The sequence below is a fragment of the Paenirhodobacter populi genome, assembly GCF_004022215.1.
In the GTDB taxonomy this organism is placed as follows: Bacteria; Pseudomonadota; Alphaproteobacteria; order Rhodobacterales; family Rhodobacteraceae; genus Rhodobacter; species Rhodobacter populi.
Genome location: NZ_SAUZ01000012.1, coordinates 99,015 through 121,059, shown reverse-complemented (window position 1 = coordinate 121,059; position 22,045 = coordinate 99,015). Strand labels below are relative to the sequence as shown.

Sequence of the window (22,045 nt, the reverse complement as noted above, 5' to 3'; positions counted from 1 at the left end):
CGCGCCGGTCTGTTCTGGTTGCGCGCCGGTCACGGCCCCTCATCGGCCTGACCGTCGCCAAGCGACTGCGGCCATTGTCCCGAAGCCGTGACAAGCTTGGTCAGAATTTCGGACAGGCTCAGCCTTTCGGCGGGGCTGAGGCATTCGAGCATCCGGCGTTCCTGTTCGATCATCTCGGCCTTCACCTCCTCCACCGCCTGCCGCCCCCTGTCGGTCAGGAACAGGGTGACCCGGCGCTGATCGGCCGCGTCCACCTCCCGGTCGATCATGCCGCGCTGATGCACCTTGGAGGCGGCGCGGCTGAGCGTGTTCTTCGGAAATCCCGAAGACCGCACCACGTCCGTCAGCGTCGACGGCCCGCCCAGATAGAGCGACCACAGCACCACGAAATCCGGACGCAGCAGGCCCAGACGGTCCTGCACGAACCCGTAGACCGGATTGTTGAAATGCAGCGCCAGATAGTTCAGCCGGAATGAGAACCAGCACGGATTGCCCCACAACTTGACGTGCAAAAGGCTGTCGTCGGCGATATCGGGCGCGACGAGAGGTTCGTCCCGCCCTGCCCGCCCCTCGAAAAGAGCCTGCCGCATCGCGTCATCCATAAGGTGCCTCTGTTTTCATCAGTGGTTCCATTTGGGACGGTATCTCTGAAAAATATCTTGCGTCAATCCCTGTTTTTTGTTCCCTATGGAACCGAATAAAGGCGAACGGCCCCTTTGGCCGGTCGGCGGGGGGCGCATGCCGCATCCCGCCGATAAGATTCTGCGGAAGGACTGGGAAATGCGGATTCAGGACATGAACTGGAGCCAGGTCGAGGCGCGCGTGAAAGAGGACGACCGCTGCGTCCTGCCGATCGGATCGGTCGAACAGCACGCCTATCTGAGCCTCGCCACCGACACGATCCTGGCGGAGCGGGTCTCGGTCGAGGCGGCGGAGCCGCTTGGCGTGCCGGTCTATCCCTGCCTGCCGTTCGGCATGGCCTCGACCTTCGCGGCCTTCCCGGGCACCATGTCGCTGCGGCTGCGGACCTATCTCGCGGTGATCGAGGATCTGCTCGACAGCGTCTACCGCTCCGGCTTCCGGCGCATTCTCATTGTCAACGGCCATGGCGGCAACACGCCGGTCAACCCGCTGCTGAGCGAATGGATGAACGCGCACCGCGACGCCTCGGTCAAACTGCATGACTGGTGGCGCGCACCGAAGACCATGGCCAAGGTGCAGGAGATCGACCCGGCCGCCTCGCATGCGAGCTGGATGGAGAACTTTCCCTGGACCCGCATCGAGGGCGCGCCGATTCCGAACGACCGCAAGGAGCGCATCGACTTCGCCGCCACCGCCCGCGTCGACGCCTGGCGCAAGCGCGAACGGATCGCCGAGGGCAACTACCACGGCCTGTTCCAGCGCCCGGACGAGGACATGCTGGCGATCTGGCAGGTCGGCGTCGAGGAAACCCGGCACGAGATCGAGCACGGCTGGCACTGACAACGGCTTTCCCTTCCGGAGACTGGCATGGCATCCTTCATCATCCGCAGACTCGGGCAGGCGCTGGTCGTGCTGCTGGTCATGTCGATGCTCGTCTTCGCGGGTGTCTTTGTGATCGGCAATCCGGTTGACGTGCTGATCTCGCCCGATGCGACGCAGGAAATCCGGCGGCAGGTGATCGCGCAATACGGGCTCGACCTGCCGCTGTGGGACCAATACCTGCATTTCCTGCGACGCCTGCTGAGCGGTGATCTGGGCACGTCCTTCGTATTCAACATGCAGGTGGGCACGCTGATCGCGCAAAAACTGCCCGCGACGCTGGAACTGACGCTGATCGCGGTGCTGTTCGCCTCGGCCGTGGGGGTGCCGCTCGGCATTTACGCGGGCTATCGACCTGATAGCATCGCCGCACGCGTGATCATGGCGGTCTCGGTGCTGGGCTTTTCCGTGCCGACCTTCTGGATCGGGCTGATGCTTATCATGGTCTTTGCGGTGCAGCTTGGCATCCTGCCCGCCGGCGGCCGGGGCGAGACGCGGACCCTGTTCGGCGTGCCGTTTTCCTTCCTGACCGCCGACGGCTGGGCGCATCTGATCCTGCCCGCGCTGAACCTGTCGCTGTTCAAGATGTCGATGATGTGCCGTCTTGCCGCCTCGGGCACGCGCGAGGTGATGCTGACCGACACGATCAAATTCGCCCGCGCCGCCGGGATTTCCGAGGCGACGATCCTGCGCCGGCATGTGCTGAAGCTGATCTCGATCCCGCTGGTGACGGTGTTCGGACTGGAACTGGGGTCCACCCTCGCCTTCGCGCTGGTGACGGAGACGATCTTCAGCTGGCCCGGCCTCGGCAAGCTGATCGTGGATTCGATCACCTCGCTCGACCGGCCGGTGATGGTCGCCTATCTGATGCTGGTCTCGGCGCTGTTCGTGGTCATCAACCTGTGCGTGGATCTGGCCTATGTGGTTCTGGATCCCCGCCTGCGTCACGGGAGGCGCTGAGATGTCCGAGGCCCGGCCCCTGCAATCCGTTTCGCCGCTGGCGGCCTTCTGGCGTGACTTCCGCCGCAACAGGGTGGCGGTCGTCGCGCTGGCCGTGGTGGTGGCGATCATCCTGCTGGCGGTGTTTGCGCCGTTCGTCGTGCCGCAGGATCCCTATGACCTCAAGTCGCTGGTGCTGCGCGATGCCCGCCGCCCGCCGGGATATGTCGGGCGCGACGGGATGCTGCATCTGCTGGGCACCGACAGCCAGGGGCGCGACCTGCTTTCGGCGATCGTCTACGGCCTGAGGATTTCGCTCGAGATGGGGCTGATGGCCGGCGCCATCGCCTTTGCCATCGGCGCGGTGGTGGGGTGCAGCGCCGCCTATCTCGGCGGCCGGATCGAGGCGCTGATCATGCGCATCGTGGATGTGCAGCTCTCGTTCCCGGCGATCCTTCTGGCCTTCGTGGTGGCGGCGATCCTCGGGCAGGGCAAGGGGCAGTTGATCCTCGCGCTGGTCTTTGCGCAATACGCCTATTTCGTGCGCACGGCGCATGGCGCGGCGGCGGCCGAGCGGCAGAAGGATTACGTGCAGGCCGCGCTTTCCGTGCCGATGGGCGGCTGGTTCGTCATCACCCGCCACATCCTGCCGAATTCCCTGCCGCCGCTGATCGTGGTGGCGACGGTGCAGGTCGCCTCGGCCATCTCGCTCGAAGCGACGCTGTCCTTCCTCGGTGTCGGCCTGCCCGCCACGGAGCCCTCGCTCGGCATGCTGATCGCGAATGGCTTTCAATACCTGATGTCCGGCCGCTACTGGATCGCGATCTATCCCGGGGTGGCGCTGATCGTCCTGATCATGGCGATCAACCTCACCGGCGACCAGATCCGCGACCAGTTGAACCCGAGGCTGCGCAAATGACCCATCTTCTGAACGTCCGCGACCTGCGCACCTGGTTCCATACCGACCGCGGCATCGTCAGATCGGTCGACGGCATTTCCTTCACGCTGGAGCGCGGCGAGGTCATGGGCCTTGTGGGCGAATCCGGCTCGGGCAAGTCGATCACCGGCTTTTCCCTGATCGGGCTGATCGACCGGCCCGGCCGGATCGAGGACGGCAGCTCGATCCGCTTCGACGGGCGCGAACTCGTCGGCATGGAGGAACGCCAGCTGCGCCGCATCCGCGGCAAGGACATATCGATGGTCTTTCAGGACCCGATGATGACGCTGAACCCGGTGGTGAAGATCATCGACCAGATCGGCATGGCGATCCGCGCGCATGAACCCGCCTCGGACGCCGAGGTGCGCCGCCGCGCGGTCGAGGCGCTGGCCCGCGTCCGCATCGTCGATCCGGCCCACAAGGTCGATCAGTATCCGCATGAATTTTCCGGCGGCATGCGCCAGCGGGTGGCGATCGCCATCGCGCTGCTGCACCGCCCGCGGCTGGTCATCGCGGATGAGCCGACGACCGCGCTCGACGTCTCCGTGCAGGCCGAAATCCTGAAGGAGGTGAAGAGCCTCGTGGCCGAAATGGGCACCTCGCTGATCTGGATCAGCCACGATCTGGCGACGGTTTCCTCGATCGCCGACAGCATCGCCGTGATGCGGCGCGGCAAGATCGTCGAGGCCGGCCCCGTGCGCAGGGTGCTGGAAACGCCCGAGCATCCCTATACGCAGGGGCTGCTGGACGCCCTGCCCTCGCGCTCGCGGCCGGGGGAGTTGCTGGCCTCGAACGCGACCGAGGCGGCGGGGAAGATGGATTTCTCCGGTCTCGGCGGCGCGGCCATCGGCGCGCCGCCCGACCCCGCCTTCGTCGAGGCGCGCGGCGTGGACAAGATCTTCCTGGCCCAAGCGGGCGCGCTCCGACGTTTCGCGATCCGCTGCGGGCTGGCCAGACCGCCGGTGCCGGTGCGGGCGGTCAGCTCCGCCTCGCTGACCATCGCGCGGGGCGAGATCCTTGGTCTCGTCGGCGAATCCGGTTCGGGGAAATCGACGCTCGGGCGCATCCTGTGCGGCATCACCCCGCCCACCGACGGGCGCGTCACCGTCGGCGGCGCGCCGGTGATGGACGGCAACCGCAAGCACGGCACGAAGGTCCAGATGATCTTTCAGGATCCCTTCGCCTCGCTCGATCCGCGCCGGACGATCTTTCAATCCGTCGCCGAAGGCCCCGTCGTGCATGGCTTCTGCACACGCGGCGAGGCGCGCGCCTATGTCGATCGCTGGCTGCGCGCCGTGGCCTTCGATCCGGCGCTGGCGGACCGCTACCCGCATCAGTTCTCGGGCGGGCAGCGGCAGCGCATCGCCATCGCGCGGGCGCTGGCGATGCAGCCCGAGGTGATCATCTGCGACGAGCCTGTCGCCTCGCTCGACGTGTCGATCCAGGCGCAGGTGATCAACCTGCTGATGGAGCTGCGCCGCCACCTCAACCTGACACTGCTGTTCATCAGCCATGACCTGTCGGTGGTGCATCATCTCTGCGACCGGGTCATCGTCATGCGCCACGGCGAGATCATCGAAGAGGGCAGCGCCGCGCAGATCTTCGGCGCGCCGAAAGAGGCCTATACCCGGATGCTGCTGGAGGCGATCCCGCGTCCGGGCTTCGATATCGCCCGGGTTCCCGGCATCTGATGAGCTGGACGGTGGCGCCAAGGGCCGCTTCCCCGGACCGCGCCCGGAACCCGGCTTTTCGCCCGTGAGCCGCGATGATGTCTGCGTGGTTTCACGGGCCTGTCTTGCCGTCCCCGAGATCCCGTTTGGGGTTCCATCGCCACCGGAGACAATGACCGCGAGTCCGCCTGCTGCGGTGTCTCGATCCAGTCCATGGCTTCACCAATGGTGCGGATCACAATATAGTCCCCCCACTATAATCCATAGTCCCCCCACTATAATCCGTTGAGGACAGCCATCGCCATGTTGTATCGACCCAGCGGAATCTGCCCCGGTTAAGCGGCCAATCTGAATGCCTCGGCAGGCGTGCGCATTGCAAGCGCCTGGTGAGGGCGGCGGTTGTTTTAGAAGCTGATCCAGTCACCGATAGCGCGGGTCGCATGCCGGATGCTGTCGATGCGTTGGCGATGGACGCATTACTCTTTCAGCGTCCGGATCACGCGCTCGACCATGTCATTCTGCTGCGGGATGAGCCATGGTGCCGCCACGGGTTCAAGGCCCATGGCGAATGTGGGGACATCACAGGCCTGGCTTCAGCCCTGCGATCTCGGGGTTGGACTTTGATGGGTTACGCCGGCATTTCTCTTCCCCATTCAAACGAGGTGCCGTCGACCCAGATGCAGTGGGGGATGACCGCCAGTTTTCGCGCCACCGCGACCTGGGCTTTCTTCATGCCGTTTCGTCTGGCCAACCGCAGACCCCAGGCTTTGCCCGCACCATTGCCTTGTCCGGTGAAGCAGAACGCTCGCCGCCTCGAACAGATAGGTGCGCAGCAACCGATCTCCGCAGCGTGAGACATGGCCCTTTGTATCCGTTTGCCCCAGTTGCTTTCGCCGCGGGGTGAGGCCGAGATAGGCGCCGACGGTCGTGGCACTCCGAAAGCGGGCGGGATCATCAATGGTGTGCCGGAATGTCAGGGCAGTCACCATTCCGATGCCGGGAACGCTCATCAATCGGCGAGTCGTCTCGTCCCCTCTGGCCAAGTGACGGACCTGCTGATCGCCCCCCCCCCGAGTTCACCACAGACGTGGGCATGGACGGAAAGCAGCGGTTGTAAAACGCACCACAACACGTGACCTTCATCCGTCAATTCGATGACGCGACGCTGGAACTACCCGGCGACCGAGCGTGGAAAGATCAGGCCGTATTCCTTGAGCATCGACCGCACCTGGTTTTCCAGATCGCATCGGACGGCAACCAGCCGTGACCGGGCCACAAGAAGGGAACGCACCTGTTGACTGGCCGCGCTCTTCACCGCCACCTCGCGACACCAGCCGATCCGTACCAGCTCGGCCAGGCCGCGCGCGTCGTTTTCATCGCTTTTGTTCATTCGAACCGAAAGCCTGCTCGCATTGGACGTTTCAGGAAATGACCGAAGCAATTACGTCATCGGCACGGAACCCCCTATAGGCGTCCAAAAATGACCCCCTGCTTGTCGCACAGGTAGCTGACCCGATGCGGTGTAGCCTCCCCACAGCGCAGCCGTATCGGGCCAGCGGGGTTTCGGTTATTCCCTGATCTTGAAGCGCCAGCTCTCGTTGCCGGTCTCGACACTGTCGCAGTGATGGGTGAGGCGATCGAGGAGAGCGGTGGTCATCTTGGCGTCGCCGAAGACCGACGGCCATTCGCCGAAGTCGAGGTTTGTCGTCACGATGATGGAAATGCGCTCGTAGAGGCGGCTGATGAGGAGGAACAGCAGTTGCCCGCCGGTCTGGGCGAAGGGCAGATAGCCGAGTTCGTCGAGGATCAGGAAGTCGAGCCGGCACCGCAGATCCGCGGTGCGTCCCTGGCGGTCGGCGCGGGCTTCAGCATCGAGCTTGTTCACCAGGTCCACGACGTTGAAGAAGCGGCCTCGTTTTCCACGCCGGATACACGACCGGGCGATGCTGACGGCAAGGTGGGACTTCCCGGTGCCGGTCCCGCCGATCAGCACGATGTTGCGCTGCTGGTCGAGGAACTCCCCGCTGGCCAGATCTCGCACCAGCGTCTCGTTCACGGGCGTTTCCTCGAAGGCGAACTCGTCGATCTCCTTGGCCAAGGGAAGCCGTGCGATCGTCATCTGGTATTTGATCGAGCGTGCCTGCTTCTCGCTGATCTCCGCGTTCAGCAGGTCGCCGACGATCTGCTGCGGCTCGTGCTGTCGCTTCACTGCCGTGGCGATGATCTCATCGTAGGCGGCTTTCATGCCGTAGAGCTTCCGCTGGCCCATCGCGTCCAGCACCTTGCCCAGCTTGCGCTGAACGCGCCTGATCGCTGGCGGCAGTTCCCATTCCTTGAAGGGAGCTCCGTTCCGAAGGGCGCCGGGCTTGCGGGCCGGAACCGGAATATAGTGCAGCGGATCGTAGATGGCCTTGTCGCGACCGAAGGCGCGTTCGTGCTGCCCGACGATCTTGCCGTCCTGCCAGAACTCGACGCTCGGCATATGCGCGGATCTCGACCGGTCGACCTACAGCGCGACCGTCCACCGAGTAGCGGTTCTTGTCGAACCGGACGAGACAGGTCTTGGAGACCGAGGCCGGCACGGCATGGAAGCCATCGAAGGGACCGACATAGGGCACCAGACTCGCACGCTCGTCCTGGAACACCTCCCAGATCGTGCGCTCGCGCAGCTCGGGGTGCGGATGGGATCTGGCCCAGGCAACACAGCGATCCTTGAGCCACGCACTGAGTTCGGCGTGGCTTTTGAACTTCGGTCGAGACACGAAGAACCGCCGCCGGACAACGCCGACCTGGTTCTTGACCTGTCCCTTCTCCCAGCCAGAGGCAGGGGTGCAGGGCCGTTCATCGAGGCGCCATTGGTTCAAGCCCAATGGACGGCGGATCGACCAGATAGCGCCCGCACATCTGCTGGAAACGGCGATTGTAGGCGCGGTCGCGGCCAACGAAAATCGTATCCGCCGCCGTTTTCGTTCGGCTTGGCCTCAGACCCATGGCGGCCCAGCCTCACTGTCGTAGATCCCCCGAGCGCAGGCACCCCCGAAGAAGGCGAAGGCCTTGTCATGGCGTCGAAGATCGAAGCCATCGTAGCGCCATCGGTCCGAGCCCGATGGCTGAGGCTCCTGCGTCTCGCGCGGATAGGCCCGGACAAACAGCATCCGGCTGTGGCAGAGGCGGACATGCGCAACCTTCACTGTGGTGGTCGCCCCATCGATCACCACGATCTCGTGGCTCCAGTCGAACTGATAAGCCTCGCCCGGATCGAAGATCAACGGCACATAGGCGACGGCCGAAGCCTCCCGTTCCTCCTTGGACCACGAGCCCGCGTAGCGCCGGACAGCATCGTAGCCACCGTCATAGCCGAGGGACCGGAGTTCCTCGAAAACCCTGATCAGGGTCAGGCGCTCGCGCTTCGGTTTCAGGGCGTTTGCCGCCAGCATCCCGTCGAGCTTGTTTTCCAGGGGCCGATCTTCGGCAGCGGCTGGATTGTCCGTTCATAGGTCAGTTCCGTCACACCGGATCGGATCACTCTCCGCACCGTTCGGCGTGGCCTTGAACCGGTGGCGGCTCACGCCGCACTCCACGAGATCCGCAACTCCCGGCATATCTGCTTGATCGTCTTCTTCTCCTGGAAATACGCCCGACGGATCTTCGCAGTCATCTCCACAACCAACATCCCGCACTGCACCCCCCCGATGACCACGGGGGCATCATGACCATCAGTGTAAGGAGGCAGTTTTCTATGCCGGTTCAAACACTTTTGACGAGCCACTGAATTTTCCTCCAACTGAGATTGGAGTCCGGTCTTGATTGGAGGACGAACAGATGAAGCGGAAACGATTTACGGAAGAGCAGATCATCGCGGTGCTGCGGGAGTACGAGGCCGGTGCGAAGGCAGGCGAGCTGGCCCGCAAGCACGGGATCAGCTAGGCGACGCTGTATAATGGGAAGGCGAAGTATGGCGGGATGGACGTGTCCGACGCCAAGCGCCTGAACGCTCTGGAAGACGAGAACACGAATCTTAAGAAGCTGTTGGCCGGCCAGATGCTGGACGCTGCGGCGCTTAAGAAGCTTCTGTCAAAAATGGCAGGGCCTGCCGTGAAGCGCGAAGCCGTCGCGCATCTGCGGGCCGTCATGGGCCTGTCAGAACGGCGGGCTTGTTCCATCGCCGGAGCGGACCGGAAGAGGGTGCGCTACCAGTCGTGCCGTCCGCCAGAGACGGAGCTGCGCGCCAGGGGATCTCGCCAACGCGCGGCGCCGCTTCGGTTATCGTCAGCGGTTCATCCTGCTGCGGCGGGAGGGCGAACCATCGGGGGTCAATCGCCTCTATCGTCTCTACCGGGAGGAAGGACTGACGGTTCGCAAGCGTCGAGCCCGACGGCGAGCCGTCGGCACATGGGCTCCGATCCTGGTTGAGGCAAAAGCAAACGCTCGATGGTCGCCGGACTTCGTGCATGACCAGTTTGCCTGCGGGCGGCGGTTCATTCGCCGTTAGGCGCGCACCAATGGCGCCTCAACGGCTCATTGCTGAACATCGTCGATGACGTGACGCGGGAATGTCTTGCCGCAATCCCGTTTACCATCGGCCTCGAACCGATGGCGGCTCGATGGCTCACCCTCGATCTCCGGCAGGCGTGTTGCTCGGAAACTGACCGACCTGATCGATCGTCGCAGCAAACCGGGGATGATCGTGTCCGATCACAGCACGGAGCTCACTTCGAACGCGATCCTGACCTGGTCGAAGGATCATCGTGTCGAGCGGCACGATATCGCGCCCGGCAAGCCGATGCAGAATGGCTCTGTCGAGAGCTTCAATGGGCGGATGCGCGATGAGCTCTTGAACGAGATCCTGTTCTCCGGCCTCGCCCATGCCCGCAGTGCCATCGTCGAATGGGTGGAGGATCCCAATACGACGAGGCCCCACTCCTCGCGTGGCTATCAAACCCCGGCGGCCTTCGCCGGGCTTCTCGCCGCAACCGCCAATCCGGTTGCTCATCCCGCGCCTCAGGGCGTGACAGTAACAGACGAGGCTCTAATCGCCGCTGGAAGAAGGTTCAGTGGCACGTCAGCCGGCCTCAAGAACAGGATGATGTCGCCCGAGATCGCCGCCGAGGCCATGCGCGCCTATGCCGAGGAGACCAACCGGCTGAACCGGGAGCGCCACTCGAACGGCGACGCCTGGAAGGCGGAACTGGTGAAGGTCGGGAAGCAGATCAGGGGCATCATCGAGGCGATCAAGGCCGGCATGCTCCATGAGAGCATGAAGGGCGAGATGACGGAGCTGGAAGCGCGCAAGAAGGAACTGGCGGAGCTTTTGGCCGATGGGCCGGATGATGGGCCGGACATCCTACCGAGCGCATCGGCGGTCTATGCGAAGATGGTCGCGGTCCTCACCGGAGCGCTGGCCCGACCCGACGAACGGCCGCAGGCGGCCGAGGCTTTGCGGATGCTGATCGAGAAGATCGTGCTCACTCCGGCCCAGAATGTGGGAAATCTACGCCACATTGCATGGCGAACTGCGGACGATCCTCGAATGGACCGATCGGCAAGCTATTGGAAAGGCGTCCAAAACGACAAAACCCGCGGTGTTATCCGCGGGCATGCCTGAAACGGTAGTTGCGGGGGCGTGCAGCTACCGATACCGACATTCGCTCCAGATAGTGATCTGACAAGCCGCTGTTGCAGCCCTTGCATCGGGTTGCTGTCCCGCCGGGATCTATCCGGCTTTCCGCCTTCAGCGGAGCAGGGACAAGCTGGAAAATCTCTTCCAGCGTCGCTCCGGCAGCCACCGCATGCGACGCAATCATCATCCAGCGACGCGACGGCAAATCATCGCTTCAGCCCTGATTGAACCGGGAAACGAACTGGTCGAACCTCGGGTTGTGGCCGCCACCGAAGAGCTGTTGCGGCGTGCCCTCGGCGCCGATCTGCCCCTGGTCGAGAAACAGGATCCGGCTTGAGACGTCGCGCGCGAAGGCCATCTCATGCGTCACGATGAGCATCGTCCGCCCTTCGTCCGCCAGATCGCGCATGACCTTCAGCACCTCGCCGACCAGTTCCGGGTCGAGCGCGGAGGTCGGTTCGTCGAACAGCAGCACCCGCGGCTTCATGACCAGCGCCCGCGCGATCGCGGCGCGCTGCTGCTGCCCGCCGGAAAGCTGCGCCGGATAGGCATCGCGCCGCGCGGTCAGGCCGACGCGCGCCAGCATGGCCTCCGCCTCTTCCCGGATCTCGGCCCGGCTGCGCCCCTGCACGTGGACGGGCGCCTCCATCAGGTTTTCGAGCACGGTCATGTGGCTCCAGAGGCAGAAGTTCTGGAAGACCATCGCCACCTGCGTGCGCAGACGATCGACCTGCCGGCGATTGGCGATCCGCAGCCTGTCCTTGCCGGCCCGCAGCCCGACCTCTTCGCCAAAGATGTGCAGCCGGCCCGCCGACGGCATTTCCAGAAGATTGAGGCAGCGCAGGAATGTCGATTTTCCCGAACCCGAGGCGCCGAGGATCGAGATGACCTCGCCATCCCTCGCGCTGAAATCTATCCCTTTCAGGACCTCGACGGTTCCGAAGTGCTTGCGCAGGCCCTCGGTCGCGATGACCGGGCTCGTATTCGCGGTGTTTGCTTGCATGGGGGAAGTCATGGCATTTCCAATCCTGTGGGGGGTTCAGGTGCGGCGATGGGCGTGATGGGCGTTCAGCCGCCGTTCGACCAGGGCGACGGCCAGGCTGACGAGGAAGGTCAGCGCCAGATAGATCGCACCGGCGACGACGAAGACCTCAAGCGCGCGATAGGTCGAGGAAATCAGCCGGTAGGAGATGTTGGTGACCTCGGCCACGGTGATCACGCTGGCGAGCGAGGTCGCCTTGACCATGAGGATGACCTCGCTGCCGTAAAGGGCGATGCCGTGGCGCAGGGCGATGGGCCAGGTGATCCGGCGGCGCAGCAGGACCCCCGACATGCCGGCAGCGCGCGCGGCCTCGACCTCACCTTCCGGTACGGCCTGCAGCGCGCCCCGGATGATCTCGGCGGTATAGGCCGAGGTGTTCAGCGCCAGCGCCAGGATCGCGCACCAGTAGGGCTCGCGCAGGAACGGCCAGAGGAAGGAGTCCCGCAGCTCGGGGATCTGGCCGAGGCCGTAGTAGATGAGAAAGATCTGCACCAGCAGCGGGGTGCCGCGAAACACCTCGACATGGGCGAGCGCGATCCACCGCAGGGGGGCGATCCCGCTGGCGGCGGCGGAGGCGACCAGCACGGCCAGCACGCCCCCCGCCAGAAGGCCGGAACCGGCGAGTTGCAGGGTGAGCGGAACGCCCGACAGGAGCTGGCGCGCGACGTCGATGAGAAAGGGCCAATCCATGACTAGCGGCTCCACGGTTTTGCGAGATGGCGTTCCAGCCCGCCGAGGGCCGCGCCGGTCATGCGTCCGATGATCAGGAACAGGATGGCGGCGATCCCGTAGAACAGCAGCGGCTGGCGGGTGGAACCGGCCGCCGTGCCGGCCTGACGCAACAGCTCGGTCAATCCGATGACGGAAAGCAGCGAGGTTTCCTTGAGCACCGATTGCCAGATGTTGCCGAGCGCGGGCAGCGCGAAGCGCAGGGTCTGCGGTGCGATGATCCGGCGCAGCAGCAGGTGCCGCGGCATGCCGCAGGCGGCGCCCGCCTCGATCTGGCCGCGATTGAGGCGCAGGAAGGCCGACCGGTAGGCCTCGGTCTGATAGGCGCCGGAGACGAGGCCGATGGCGATCACGCCGATGACGAACACCGGCAGCGAGTAAAATCCGGGAAAGCCGCCAAGGTTCATCACCTGCGTCACGGCGACGCTTCCGCCGAAGAACAGCAGATAGACGATGAGAATCTCCGGCACGCCACGGAAGATCGTGGTGTAGAACTGGCCGATCATCCTCGGGGCGAGCAGGGACGAAAGTTTCAGGGCCGCGCCGAGAAGCCCGAACAGGCTTCCCAGAAAGAAGCCGCAGATCGCGGCGGCGATGGTCGTTCCGGCGGCTTTCAGCAGCAGGAATCCCCATCCCTGCGGTCCGAAGCCCAGTAGTTCAAAAGTGCCTGGCGTCATGCGGAGCTCCTTGACATCGGGCGGTGATCGGGACGGACGAAACGGTCCGTGGCGAAAGGGGCGAGCCGCGGATCGGGGCGGCCCGTGACGATCGACTGCGCGACGATCTCGCCCACGGCGGGGGCGAGCTGGAAGCCGTGGCCGCAGAAGCCGAAGACATGCCAGAGGCCGGGGTGCAGGCTGCTCGGGCCGATGAACGAGATGCCGTCCGGTGTTTTGCCTTCAAGCCCGGTCCATGTCCGCACGACGGGGACCCGCGCCAGCGCCGGAAAGGCCGCGACGGTGGCGGCGGCGCTCGACGCCATGCGGTCCATCACCACGAAGGAGGTGTTGCGGTCGAGGCAGGGCTTGCCCGATATGCCGCCGCCGATGACGAGCGATCCGACCGCGCTTTGCTTGAACGACAGCGGCTGGTCGATGCCGATCACCACCGGCGCGAAGAGCGGTTTGACGCGGGCCGTCACCATCATCGACAGCGCCAGAACGTCGAGCGGCAGGGTTTCACCCACGCTCTCGGCCACCTGCGCGCCCCATGCGCCGGCGCAGTTGACGACCTGTTCCGCCTCCATCGGCCCGGCATCCGTTTCCGCGCGCCAATGCCCTGCGGCCTGTGGTGTCAGGTCGCGCAGGGAACAGCCCTCGATGATGCGCACCCCCGCCGCCTCGGCCGCCAGCCGGAAGGCGCGGGCGGCATTGGCCGGGTTCGCATGCCCGTCGCGCCGCGAGATGAGCCCGCCGAGGGCCGAGGGCGCGAGCCCCGGCAAGAGCCGGTGCAGCTCCCGCGGCTCGACGACCTCTTCCGACAGGATCCCGCGGCGCTGCATGTCCTGCACGCGGGCATGGATCCATTGCAGCTCCGCCGCCTCCATCGCCACGGCGATCTGCGAGACCCCCAGACGGATCTCACAAGTTTCGGCCGCTTCCGCGCCGACGATATCGGCGAGGTTTTCCCACATCTCCATCGCGCGGAGGGAAAGCGGATATTCCCGCACGTCGCGCATCAGCAGCCGGAGCCCGCCCGCATTCACGCTGGAGGCATGGCGTCCAGCGATGTTCTTTTCGATCACCGTCACCCGGCGCCCCGCGCGTGCGAGGAACAGGGCGGCCGCGCAGCCATGCAGCCCGCCGCCGATGATCAGGACGTCCGAGGGACTATTCATCGGCATCATCTCCGGCGGCAACGGGCTTGTCTTCGAGCGACACGACTTGCGCGAGTTCAGGATCCAGCCCCGTCAAACCCGCCAGCGCGCCGAGCGGCAGCGGCCGAACCGGGGGGCGGGCATGGAAGGGAACGGGCGGCGCGGAACATTCAGCTTCAAGGATGCGGGCCAATGTGACGGCGCAGTTCCGCCCCTGACACGGCCCCATGCCGCAGCGCGTGATCCCGCGGATCTGGTTCATCTCGGTCGCTCCGGCACGGATCTGTGTGCGCAGCGTGCCGGCGGTGATCTCTTCGCAGCGGCAGACGGTGGTTGTGTCAGCGGGCAGATGTTTCGCCAGTCCGGGCGGAAAGGCCGCGTCGATGAAGCCCCGCGCGGCCATCGCTTGCCGGACGTCGGCGGCGGTGTCCGAGGCCGCGGCCCCCAGGATCGCCGCCGCGACATGCCGCCCATGCGCGATGGCGGCCTCGGCCCCGCCGATCCGCCGGGCATCGCCCGATATCCGGATGCGGCACGGCCCTGCCGTCAGGGACGGCCCGGGCACCAGCTCCGCCCGGCCATCGGGCGATGTCCTCGGCCGCCAGCTTGCCTCCGAATCCCGCCATTCGAGCGCCAGCCCGGCGCAATGCGCCAGATCGACCGAGGGCACGATGCCGTCATGGACCACCAGCAGGTCGCAGGGCAGGTCCAGCGTCTTGCCCGAGACCTTCATGCTCACGGCCTCGACCCGCTCCGTCCCTTTCGCCGCCAGTTCGGTGATGCCCGTGCGCATCGGGATGCCCGCCAGCCGCAGACGCGCGAGCCAGTCCAGCCCCTTGACGACGGCGGGCAAGGCGGCGGGGCGCAGCTGTGCCAGCGCGGCGATCTTGTCGCGCAGGCGGTCCGTGCGCGCGATCAGCGCCGGCTTCACGCCGAGGCGTCGCAACTGTTCCGCCAGAAGGAAGATCAGCGGCCCCGTGCCCGCAAGGACGATGCGCCCCTCGGGCCTCAGGCGCCCGGCCTTGATCAGCGTCTGCACCGCGCCGGCGGTCATCACGCCGGGCAGGGTCCAGCCCGGAAAGGGCGTCGGCCGTTCCATCGCGCCGCTTGCAAGCACGACCTGCGGGGCGCGCAGATAGCCCGCCGCGCCGCCCCGGAGCCAGCCGACCGTGCCATCGGCGCGCAGGTCCCAGACCGTCGTCTCGGGCCGATAGTCGATCCCCGGCGTTGCGCGAAAGGCCTGCATCAGCGCCTTGCCCGCGCTGTAGGCGGGGCCGAGCGCCGCCAGAAGCGCCCCGGTTTCCGGATCCGCGAAATTCGCCTCGAGCGCGCGGAAGATCTGGCCGCCCGGCGCGGGTTGCATGTCGAGGACGATGACCCGCCTCCCGGCAGCCGCGAGGTCGATGGCCGCCGACATGCCGGCCGGGCCGGCCCCGATGACGATCACATCCGCATCGGCGGCGGGCGCTCCGAAGGACAGGGCGTTCATCACGGGGAGACTCCGTCGATCGTGGCCGCGCCCTGCTGCGTGCGGACCCGCATCCCATCCGAGACCGGCGAGAGGCAGGCCTGACGGCTTCCGACGCCGTCGATCTCCACCAGACAGTCGAAGCAATGCCCGATCATGCAATAGGGCAGCCTCGGCGCCCCGCTGACCGGCGTGGTGCGGAAGCGGGACAGGCCGGCCCGCAGCAGGCATGCCGCGATCGTCTCCCCCGGGCGGGCCGGGATCGGCGTGTCGTCCATGAAAATGGTTATCGTCGCCTCGGCGGACCCGATGGGCGTAAACATGTCGGCACCTGTCTGTGGATGGGGTCGGATCGCAGCAACGCGACCGGGGGGAGGTCCCCTCCCCGCAGGGAGGGGAGGCCGCGTCACTCGTGGATGGAAATGTCGACGCCGAACCACTTTTCGGTCAGCGCCTTGTTGGTGCCATCCTCGTTGACCGCCGTGATGGCATCGTCGAAGGCCTCGCGCAGCGCGTCGTCACCCTTGCGCAGGGCGACGTTGGTCGTGCCCATACCCAGCACCCCGCCCGAGAAGGTCGGGCCGGTGAAGACCAGCGCCGGGTTCGCGTCGATGACGGCCTTGAAGGCGGTGACATTGGCCACGGCGACGTCGATGCGCCCGGCGGAGAGTTCAAGGCCAAGCTGCTCGAACGACGGATATTCGCGGATGTTCAGGCCCTTGAAATATTCCGAGACGAAGCTCGCCGCGGTCGAGCCGGTCTGCACGCCGATCACCTTGCCGGCCAGACCCGCCTTCAGCGTGTCGATGGCGCTGGACGCCTCGTCAGGTGCATTCGTCAGATCGAAGGACAGACCCGTATCCGGCAGTTCCGCAAGGCTGGTGTCGCCCATCGCCAGAAATCCGTTCGGCGCCTTGGCATAGGGCCGGGAGAAGGCGACGACCTTGGTGCGTTCCTCGGTCACGCCCATCGAGGCCATGATCGCGTCGTATCGCCCGACGGTCAGGCCGGGAATGATGCCGTTCCATTCCTGCGCGACCACGGTGCATTCGATCTTCATCCGTTCACACAGGATCGGGATCAGGTCGATCTCATAGCCGACGAGAGAGCCGTCGGCGGCAGAATAGTTCCACGGGGGATAGGCCCCCTCGGTCGCGATGGTGATGCGTTCCGGCAGGTTCTGCGCGGCGGCCGCCCCGGCAATGAGAGGCAGAATCGCAAGCGCAAGCGTCATGTGACGTGCAAGCATTTCCCTGTTTCCTTTTGTTTGTTTTGTCGACGGGCCGGCAGTCCGGACCGAAGCCCTTTTTCCTTAGCGGCTCGATCGAGGTTTATGGATACAGTATCTGTTTGATCTGAGACCAAGCTGAGCTTATGCTGAAAGCCGATGTCATCGCTCATTCCCTCCCTGAACTGGCTCCGCGTGTTCGAGGCTGCCGCACGGCATCAGAGCTTCGCCAGAGCCGCGCAGGAGCTGAACATGTCGGCCGCCGCCGTCAGCCAGCAGGTCCTTGCGCTGGAAACCTCGCTTGGCCGGCCGCTGTTCGAGCGCGCGCCCAATCGCGTGACCCTGACGACCGAGGGAAGCGATTTCCTCCCCACGGTTCAGGTGTCCCTCGCGACGATCGAAAGCAAGGCCTCCCTCCTCTTCGCGCGGCAGCGTGTCGAGCGGATCACCCTGCTTGCCAGTCAGCTGATGGCGATGAGCTGGCTACCCCGTGTCATCGCCGATTTCGAGCGCGACAATCCCTTGATCCGTGTCGATGTCGTCATGGAGGGGGTCAGCCGGGGCGATGCGCCGGATCTGGCCATACGCTTCGGCGATGAGCCGCGGCTGGTGCGCCATCCGGGCTGGCTGATGGGGATGAGCCATGTGGTCCTCGGACGGGCGGAAGATGTCGCCCGGCTCGACAGCCTTGACGACCTGCTGTCGTCATTCCGGCTGTTCGACCTTGCCCCGCATGTGATGGGCTGGGCCGCGCTGCTCCACCACAATTTCGGACCGATGCCGGACCGGCACCTCAGAATCGAGATCGTCGACACGACGCCTCTTGCGCTCGTCATGGTCAGTCAGGGCATGGGGCTGGCGATCGGCCATTACCCCGTCTGCGCGCCGCTGGCCAAGGCTCTGGGCCTGCAGGTCTGCCCGCTGGTCCCGAGGACGCCGGGGCCGGGCAATTACTACCTCGAACAACCAGTGGGCCGTCCGCAACGGGCCGCCGTATTCCAGTTGGAACGCGCACTTCAGGCGGCGGCTCAGGTCTCCATGCGGGCAATGTAGCGCTTCCGCCGTTGGGGGGATGATATGATCGTCGCCGAGGATGCCGATCCGGTGGCGGCGGGGCTGGCCTGTGCGACGCGGAAATACCGCAATTCTGGGCAGGTTTGCACTGCGCCCACCCGGTTCTTCGTGCTGAAAGTCTTTGCCGGCCGTTCACCGAAGCCTTCCTTGAAAAGGCCCGGTCGATCCGCGTGGGGGACGGGATGGATCCCGACGCGCAGATGGGTCCCGTTGCCGACCACCGCCGCGTCGATGCGCTGGAGGCCTTGACCGCGGGCGCCGAGGCCAAGGGCGCCAGACTGCTGTGTGGCGGCAAGCGGCTGAACCGCGAGGGCTATTTTTTCCCGCCGACGGTGTTTGCGGACCTGCCGGATGAGGCAGATGTCCTGAAGACCGAACCCTTCTGACCGCTCGCGATCATCAATCCCTTCGGCTCGCCGGACGAAGCGATCGGCTACCCGCCCAGAAACCGAGGATGGCTGCGTGAAGTCTACCGGCGCTCTGAACTCAACGGGGAAAAGGGCGTGCCCGATCACGCCCGACTTCCGCAACAACGTCTTTCTGCACAGGTCAGGACCTGATGAGCAGAAAGCGGCACGAACCGCCCTCCCAGATTTTATTTTTGCACAGAATCGATTTTTATATATAGAATGAAAAATAACATCGTCGCACGGGCTGCATATCGGAGAGGAGGGGCTGGTGACAAACAAGGCTGCGCCAGAGGAAGGAACCCTGACCGAGAAGGCTGCGCAGTTGCTGCAGCGCGAGATCCTTCAGGGCGTTCTTGAGCCGGGAGCAAGGCTGGCGGTCATCGACCTTTCCGAACGATATGGCATCGGGGCCACGCCCATCCGCGAGGCGTTGTCGCGTCTGACGTCGCAGAATCTTGTCGCTGCGGTCGGGCGGCGCGGCTTTCATGTGCGCGGCATGAACTATGAGGATCTGCACGACATCACCCGTGTCCGCTTTCTTGTCGAGCAAGAGGCCCTGCGTCTGTCGATGCGGCAGGGCGGTGACGAATGGGAAGGAGAGCTGGTCGCCTCACTGCACCGTTTGCAGCTTTACGTCGAACGGGCCGGATCGAATTTCGGCGCGGGCGGAGAGCAGTTCGACCAACTGCATCACCAGTTCCACGCCAAGCTGATCGGTGGGTCCGGTTCTCCGCGTCTCACCGAACTGGCGCGCGATCTTTACAATCAGGCCTATCGGTATCGGCGCTCCAACATGCGCAGGTTGATCGACGCCGACGACTTCATGCAGATGCACCGGGTTCTGGCGCATGCCGCCCTGAGCCGCGATGAGACACGCGCGCTGGAGCTGCTGCATGAACATCTGAATTCCACCCTGGCCAATGTCTATCCTGATCGGGAGAGGCCCTGACCAGAAAGCGCTGTGGGAGGTTCCGGAGGAGGTAGCGTGACGGGGCCGTAGCGGCCCAAGAAGTGGCGATAGCTGAGGCTGCGCCGGGACTTCGGCCCCTCAGGGCCGGAGATGGGAGAGAAATGTCAAAGCAGAGCGGTGCTGCCGCCCGGAACATGTTCCGGGGGAATGGCTTCGCGCACCCGCACTGCAAGGGAGGAGGACGACATGACGGAAATCAGGGATATTGCGATCATCGGTGCCGGGACAATGGGCCACGGCATCGCGGAAACCTTCGCGCGCTTTGGATATGAGGTCCGGGTTTACGAAAAGTTCCGGGCCACGCAGGAAAAGGCCCTGGCGAGCATCGCCGAAGAACTGGGTCTTCTGGCCGAGATGGGCAGGATCGAGACCGCTTCGATCGACCAGATTCTTGGGCGGATCACCTTTTGCGAGGATCTGGCCAGCACGGTGAAGGGCAGCGATTTTGTCATCGAGGCCATACCCGAGGACATCGGGATGAAGCGGGACCTGTTCCGCGCGCTCGACGCACTTTGCGACCCGGGAACCATTCTGGCGAGCAATACCTCAAGCCTCGATCTTTTCGACATGATCGACGGGGTGCGCCCGGAGCGGGTGAAAAGCTGCCTGATCTGCCACTGGTATAATCCGGCGCATCTGGTGCCGCTGGTCGAGCTTTCGCAGTTCGGGAACATGCCCGATGACGCGCTCGAACGGGTCGAAAGGCTGTTCACCGGCATCGGCAAGAAGACGATCCGCGTGCTTGCGAACATTCCCGGCCTGATCGCCAACCGCATTCAGCAAGGCATCGCGCGAGAGGTATTCTCGCTCATCGAGATGGGCGCCGCTTCGCCCGAGGATATCGACGCCGCCCTGAAATACGGCCCGGCCTTTCGTTATGCGACGACCGGCCAGCTCGAAATCGCGGATTTCGGCGGCCTCGATATCTGGTGCACGGTGGGCGACAATCTTCTGCCGGCCATCAGCAGCGCACAGAAGGCGAGTGACCTTCTTCGCCAGAAGATCGCCGAGAACAAGCTCGGCCTCAAGACCGGCGAGGGGTTCTTTGCCTATGCCGATGATCGCAGGAGCCAGGTGACGCGCGATTTCCATATCCGTCTGATCCGCCAGCTCGCGGTCACGGAGCAGAACTGAACCGGTTCCAGGGGAGGAGAGAACCATGATTACCGACACGAGACAGATGGGCGGCGGCTCATTCCTGTGGCGACTAAGCAAGAAATTCGACTTCGCGGCAGAAAAGATCATTCCGGATCCGCTGGTATTCTGCCTGATCTTCACGCTGGTCCTGTTCGTCTGCGGCGTGCTTTTCACCGGCAGCACGCCGCTCGACATGGCGCAATACTGGTATGACGGCATCTGGTCGCAGATCGCCTTCGCCTTCCAGATGTCGTTCATGGTGGTCTGCTGCGCGGTCGCGGCGCGCTCGCCGCAGATCGCGGCCGGGCTCGACCGTCTGGCGGGACTCGCGCGGACCCCGATCTCGGCGGTGCTGCTGCTGATGGTCTTCGGCTATCTGGCCAGTTTCGTGAACTGGGCCTTTGCGCTGATCGTGACGCCGGTGCTGGCCATGGCGCTCAGCAAGCGGATCCCCGGACTGCATTTTCCGATGCTGATCGCGGCGGGATATTCGACGATGATCCTTGGCCAGTGCCTCAGCCCGACGGGAACCGTCTTTGCGCTGCTGGCCAGCCCGGAGCATTTCCTTGCCGGCAAGATCGGCGTCATTCCGCAGACGGAGACCACCTACAATCCGGCGAATATCGTCATCTGGGTGATCCTTGCCTCCATCACCGTGCTGATCGCGGTCATGGCCCTGCCGCCGACGCATCAGGTAGTGGAGTTCCGGAGCGAAGCGGCCCCTGCCCCACCATCCGCGGCCAGGCTGGATTCCACCGGGGAATCTCTTGCCGATCGGATGAACGGCAGCCGGTTGATCATGTGGGCGATGGGGCTGCTTGGCGTGACCATGATCGTCTACACGATCGTGTCGAACGGCCTCTTTTCCTCGTTGACGCTGAACTTCGTGATCTTCGTCTTTCTCATCCTGAACTTCTTTCTCTACAACACGCCGGAGAAGTTCATCACCGCATACCGCGACAACCTGAAGCTTGCGACGGATGTGATGATCCAGTTTCCGTTCTATGGCGGAATCGCGGGGATGATGGCCCAGTCGGGCATGGCGGTGGCGGTGGTCGGTTTCTTCACCTCGCTTTCGACCGCCGAGACGATGCCGCTTTACACCTACTACGCCACCTCCTTCGTGAACCTGTTCATCCCGTCCCAAGGCGGACAGTGGATCGTTCAGGGGGATATGACGGTCGATGCCGCGATGCTTCTGGGCGCGGATCTGAACCTGGTGGTGAATGCCTTCGTCTACGGCGATCAGGCCACCAATCTGCTGCAGCCGCTCTATGTCATTCCCGCGCTGGCGGTGGTGGGAATGCGGCTCAGGGATGTCTGGGGTTACATGGCGTTCCTGTGGTGCATCTGGTTCGTCGTGACCTCTGTCGCGCTCCTCGTGATCCCGAGATTCTTCTAGGGGAGCCATACCGATGACCCGCCGGTTCCGCCGCCTGTGCGCGGTATCGGCGGGCCTCCTCTCCGGGAGCCGCCAAGCGGGT

Annotated in this window: 19 protein-coding genes and 3 pseudogenes; 10 read left to right on the top strand and 12 right to left on the bottom strand. The window is 64.7% G+C overall.

Annotation, left to right across the window (positions count from 1 at the left end):
* Positions 1-29: 29 nt before the first annotated feature.
* Positions 30-590, bottom strand: coding sequence for a MarR family winged helix-turn-helix transcriptional regulator (locus D2T30_RS11500; RefSeq protein WP_164884287.1), 561 nt, complete (start codon positions 588-590; stop codon positions 30-32).
* A 205-nt stretch (positions 591-795) separates the two neighbouring features.
* Here D2T30_RS11500 and D2T30_RS11495 point away from each other — a divergent pair, with 205 nt between their 5' ends.
* Genes D2T30_RS11495 through D2T30_RS11480 form a run of 4 tightly spaced genes read left to right on the top strand, consistent with a single transcriptional unit; the run spans position 796 to position 5,088 of the window.
* On the top strand, positions 796-1,482 hold the full coding sequence (locus D2T30_RS11495; protein ID WP_241565136.1) for a creatininase family protein: 687 nt from the start codon (positions 796-798) through the stop codon (positions 1,480-1,482).
* Between the two features lie 27 nt (positions 1,483-1,509).
* Positions 1,510-2,481, top strand: a complete 972-nt coding sequence (locus D2T30_RS11490; protein WP_128208970.1) for an ABC transporter permease — start codon at positions 1,510-1,512, stop codon at positions 2,479-2,481.
* Between the two features lies 1 nt (position 2,482).
* On the top strand, positions 2,483-3,379 hold the full coding sequence (locus D2T30_RS11485) for an ABC transporter permease (RefSeq protein WP_128208969.1): 897 nt from the start codon (positions 2,483-2,485) through the stop codon (positions 3,377-3,379).
* Entirely contained in the window at positions 3,376-5,088 is a 1,713-nt protein-coding gene (locus tag D2T30_RS11480; RefSeq protein WP_128208968.1) for a dipeptide ABC transporter ATP-binding protein, read from the top strand. The genes D2T30_RS11485 and D2T30_RS11480 overlap by 4 nt, the downstream gene beginning before the upstream one ends.
* A gap of 632 nt (positions 5,089-5,720) precedes the next feature.
* Here D2T30_RS11480 and D2T30_RS24120 read toward each other — a convergent pair.
* The 4 genes and pseudogenes from D2T30_RS24120 to istA form a co-directional block, all read right to left on the bottom strand.
* Positions 5,721-6,056, bottom strand: coding sequence for a transposase (locus D2T30_RS24120; RefSeq protein WP_380728415.1), 336 nt, complete (start codon positions 6,054-6,056; stop codon positions 5,721-5,723).
* Positions 6,057-6,238: 182 nt separating this feature from the next.
* Positions 6,239-6,508 (bottom strand): IS110 family transposase, encoded by a 270-nt coding sequence (locus tag D2T30_RS23380; protein ID WP_277749558.1) that lies wholly within the window; start codon positions 6,506-6,508, stop codon positions 6,239-6,241.
* A gap of 126 nt (positions 6,509-6,634) precedes the next feature.
* Entirely contained in the window at positions 6,635-7,336 is a 702-nt protein-coding gene (gene istB / locus D2T30_RS24115; RefSeq protein ID WP_128209012.1) for an IS21-like element helper ATPase IstB, read from the bottom strand.
* 9 nt (positions 7,337-7,345) lie between these two features.
* Positions 7,346-8,740 (bottom strand): annotated as a pseudogene (gene istA / locus D2T30_RS11460) (IS21 family transposase); the annotation flags it as partial.
* Between the two features lie 149 nt (positions 8,741-8,889).
* Here istA and D2T30_RS11455 point away from each other — a divergent pair.
* Positions 8,890-10,111: pseudogene (locus tag D2T30_RS11455) on the top strand (IS3 family transposase); the annotation flags it as partial.
* Positions 10,112-10,901: 790 nt separating this feature from the next.
* Here D2T30_RS11455 and D2T30_RS11445 read toward each other — a convergent pair.
* The 7 genes from D2T30_RS11445 to D2T30_RS11415 form a co-directional block, all read right to left on the bottom strand.
* On the bottom strand, positions 10,902-11,690 hold the full coding sequence (locus D2T30_RS11445) for an ABC transporter ATP-binding protein (RefSeq protein WP_164884286.1): 789 nt from the start codon (positions 11,688-11,690) through the stop codon (positions 10,902-10,904).
* A gap of 36 nt (positions 11,691-11,726) precedes the next feature.
* Positions 11,727-12,419, bottom strand: coding sequence for an ABC transporter permease (locus D2T30_RS11440; protein ID WP_128208966.1), 693 nt, complete (start codon positions 12,417-12,419; stop codon positions 11,727-11,729).
* A gap of 2 nt (positions 12,420-12,421) precedes the next feature.
* Positions 12,422-13,135 (bottom strand): ABC transporter permease, encoded by a 714-nt coding sequence (locus D2T30_RS11435; protein ID WP_128208965.1) that lies wholly within the window; start codon positions 13,133-13,135, stop codon positions 12,422-12,424.
* Positions 13,132-14,295 (bottom strand): NAD(P)/FAD-dependent oxidoreductase, encoded by a 1,164-nt coding sequence (locus D2T30_RS11430; RefSeq protein ID WP_128208964.1) that lies wholly within the window; start codon positions 14,293-14,295, stop codon positions 13,132-13,134. The genes D2T30_RS11435 and D2T30_RS11430 overlap by 4 nt, the downstream gene beginning before the upstream one ends.
* Positions 14,288-15,763: an NAD(P)/FAD-dependent oxidoreductase gene (locus tag D2T30_RS11425; protein ID WP_128209011.1), complete on the bottom strand. Its 1,476-nt coding sequence runs from the start codon at positions 15,761-15,763 to the stop codon at positions 14,288-14,290. The genes D2T30_RS11430 and D2T30_RS11425 overlap by 8 nt, the downstream gene beginning before the upstream one ends.
* Positions 15,763-16,065: a (2Fe-2S)-binding protein gene (locus D2T30_RS11420; protein WP_128208963.1), complete on the bottom strand. Its 303-nt coding sequence runs from the start codon at positions 16,063-16,065 to the stop codon at positions 15,763-15,765. Before D2T30_RS11420 ends, D2T30_RS11425 begins: the two co-directional genes overlap by 1 nt.
* An 83-nt stretch (positions 16,066-16,148) precedes the next feature.
* Positions 16,149-16,991 carry a transporter substrate-binding domain-containing protein gene (locus tag D2T30_RS11415; protein WP_128208962.1) on the bottom strand — a complete coding sequence of 281 codons (843 nt, stop codon included), beginning with the start codon at positions 16,989-16,991 and terminating at the stop codon, positions 16,149-16,151.
* 138 nt (positions 16,992-17,129) lie between these two features.
* Here D2T30_RS11415 and D2T30_RS23925 point away from each other — a divergent pair, with 138 nt between their 5' ends.
* The 5 genes and pseudogenes from D2T30_RS23925 to D2T30_RS11390 all read left to right on the top strand — a co-directional run bounded on the left by D2T30_RS23925 (position 17,130) and on the right by D2T30_RS11390 (position 21,963).
* Positions 17,130-18,023, top strand: coding sequence for a LysR family transcriptional regulator (locus D2T30_RS23925; protein ID WP_128208961.1), 894 nt, complete (start codon positions 17,130-17,132; stop codon positions 18,021-18,023).
* Positions 18,024-18,047: 24 nt separating this feature from the next.
* Positions 18,048-18,430: pseudogene (locus D2T30_RS11405) on the top strand (aldehyde dehydrogenase family protein).
* A gap of 292 nt (positions 18,431-18,722) precedes the next feature.
* Entirely contained in the window at positions 18,723-19,403 is a 681-nt protein-coding gene (locus D2T30_RS11400; protein WP_206612932.1) for a GntR family transcriptional regulator, read from the top strand.
* A gap of 207 nt (positions 19,404-19,610) precedes the next feature.
* Positions 19,611-20,558, top strand: a complete 948-nt coding sequence (locus tag D2T30_RS11395) for a 3-hydroxyacyl-CoA dehydrogenase family protein (RefSeq protein ID WP_128208959.1) — start codon at positions 19,611-19,613, stop codon at positions 20,556-20,558.
* A gap of 25 nt (positions 20,559-20,583) precedes the next feature.
* Positions 20,584-21,963 (top strand): short-chain fatty acid transporter, encoded by a 1,380-nt coding sequence (locus tag D2T30_RS11390; protein WP_128208958.1) that lies wholly within the window; start codon positions 20,584-20,586, stop codon positions 21,961-21,963.
* Positions 21,964-22,045 lie beyond the last annotated feature (82 nt).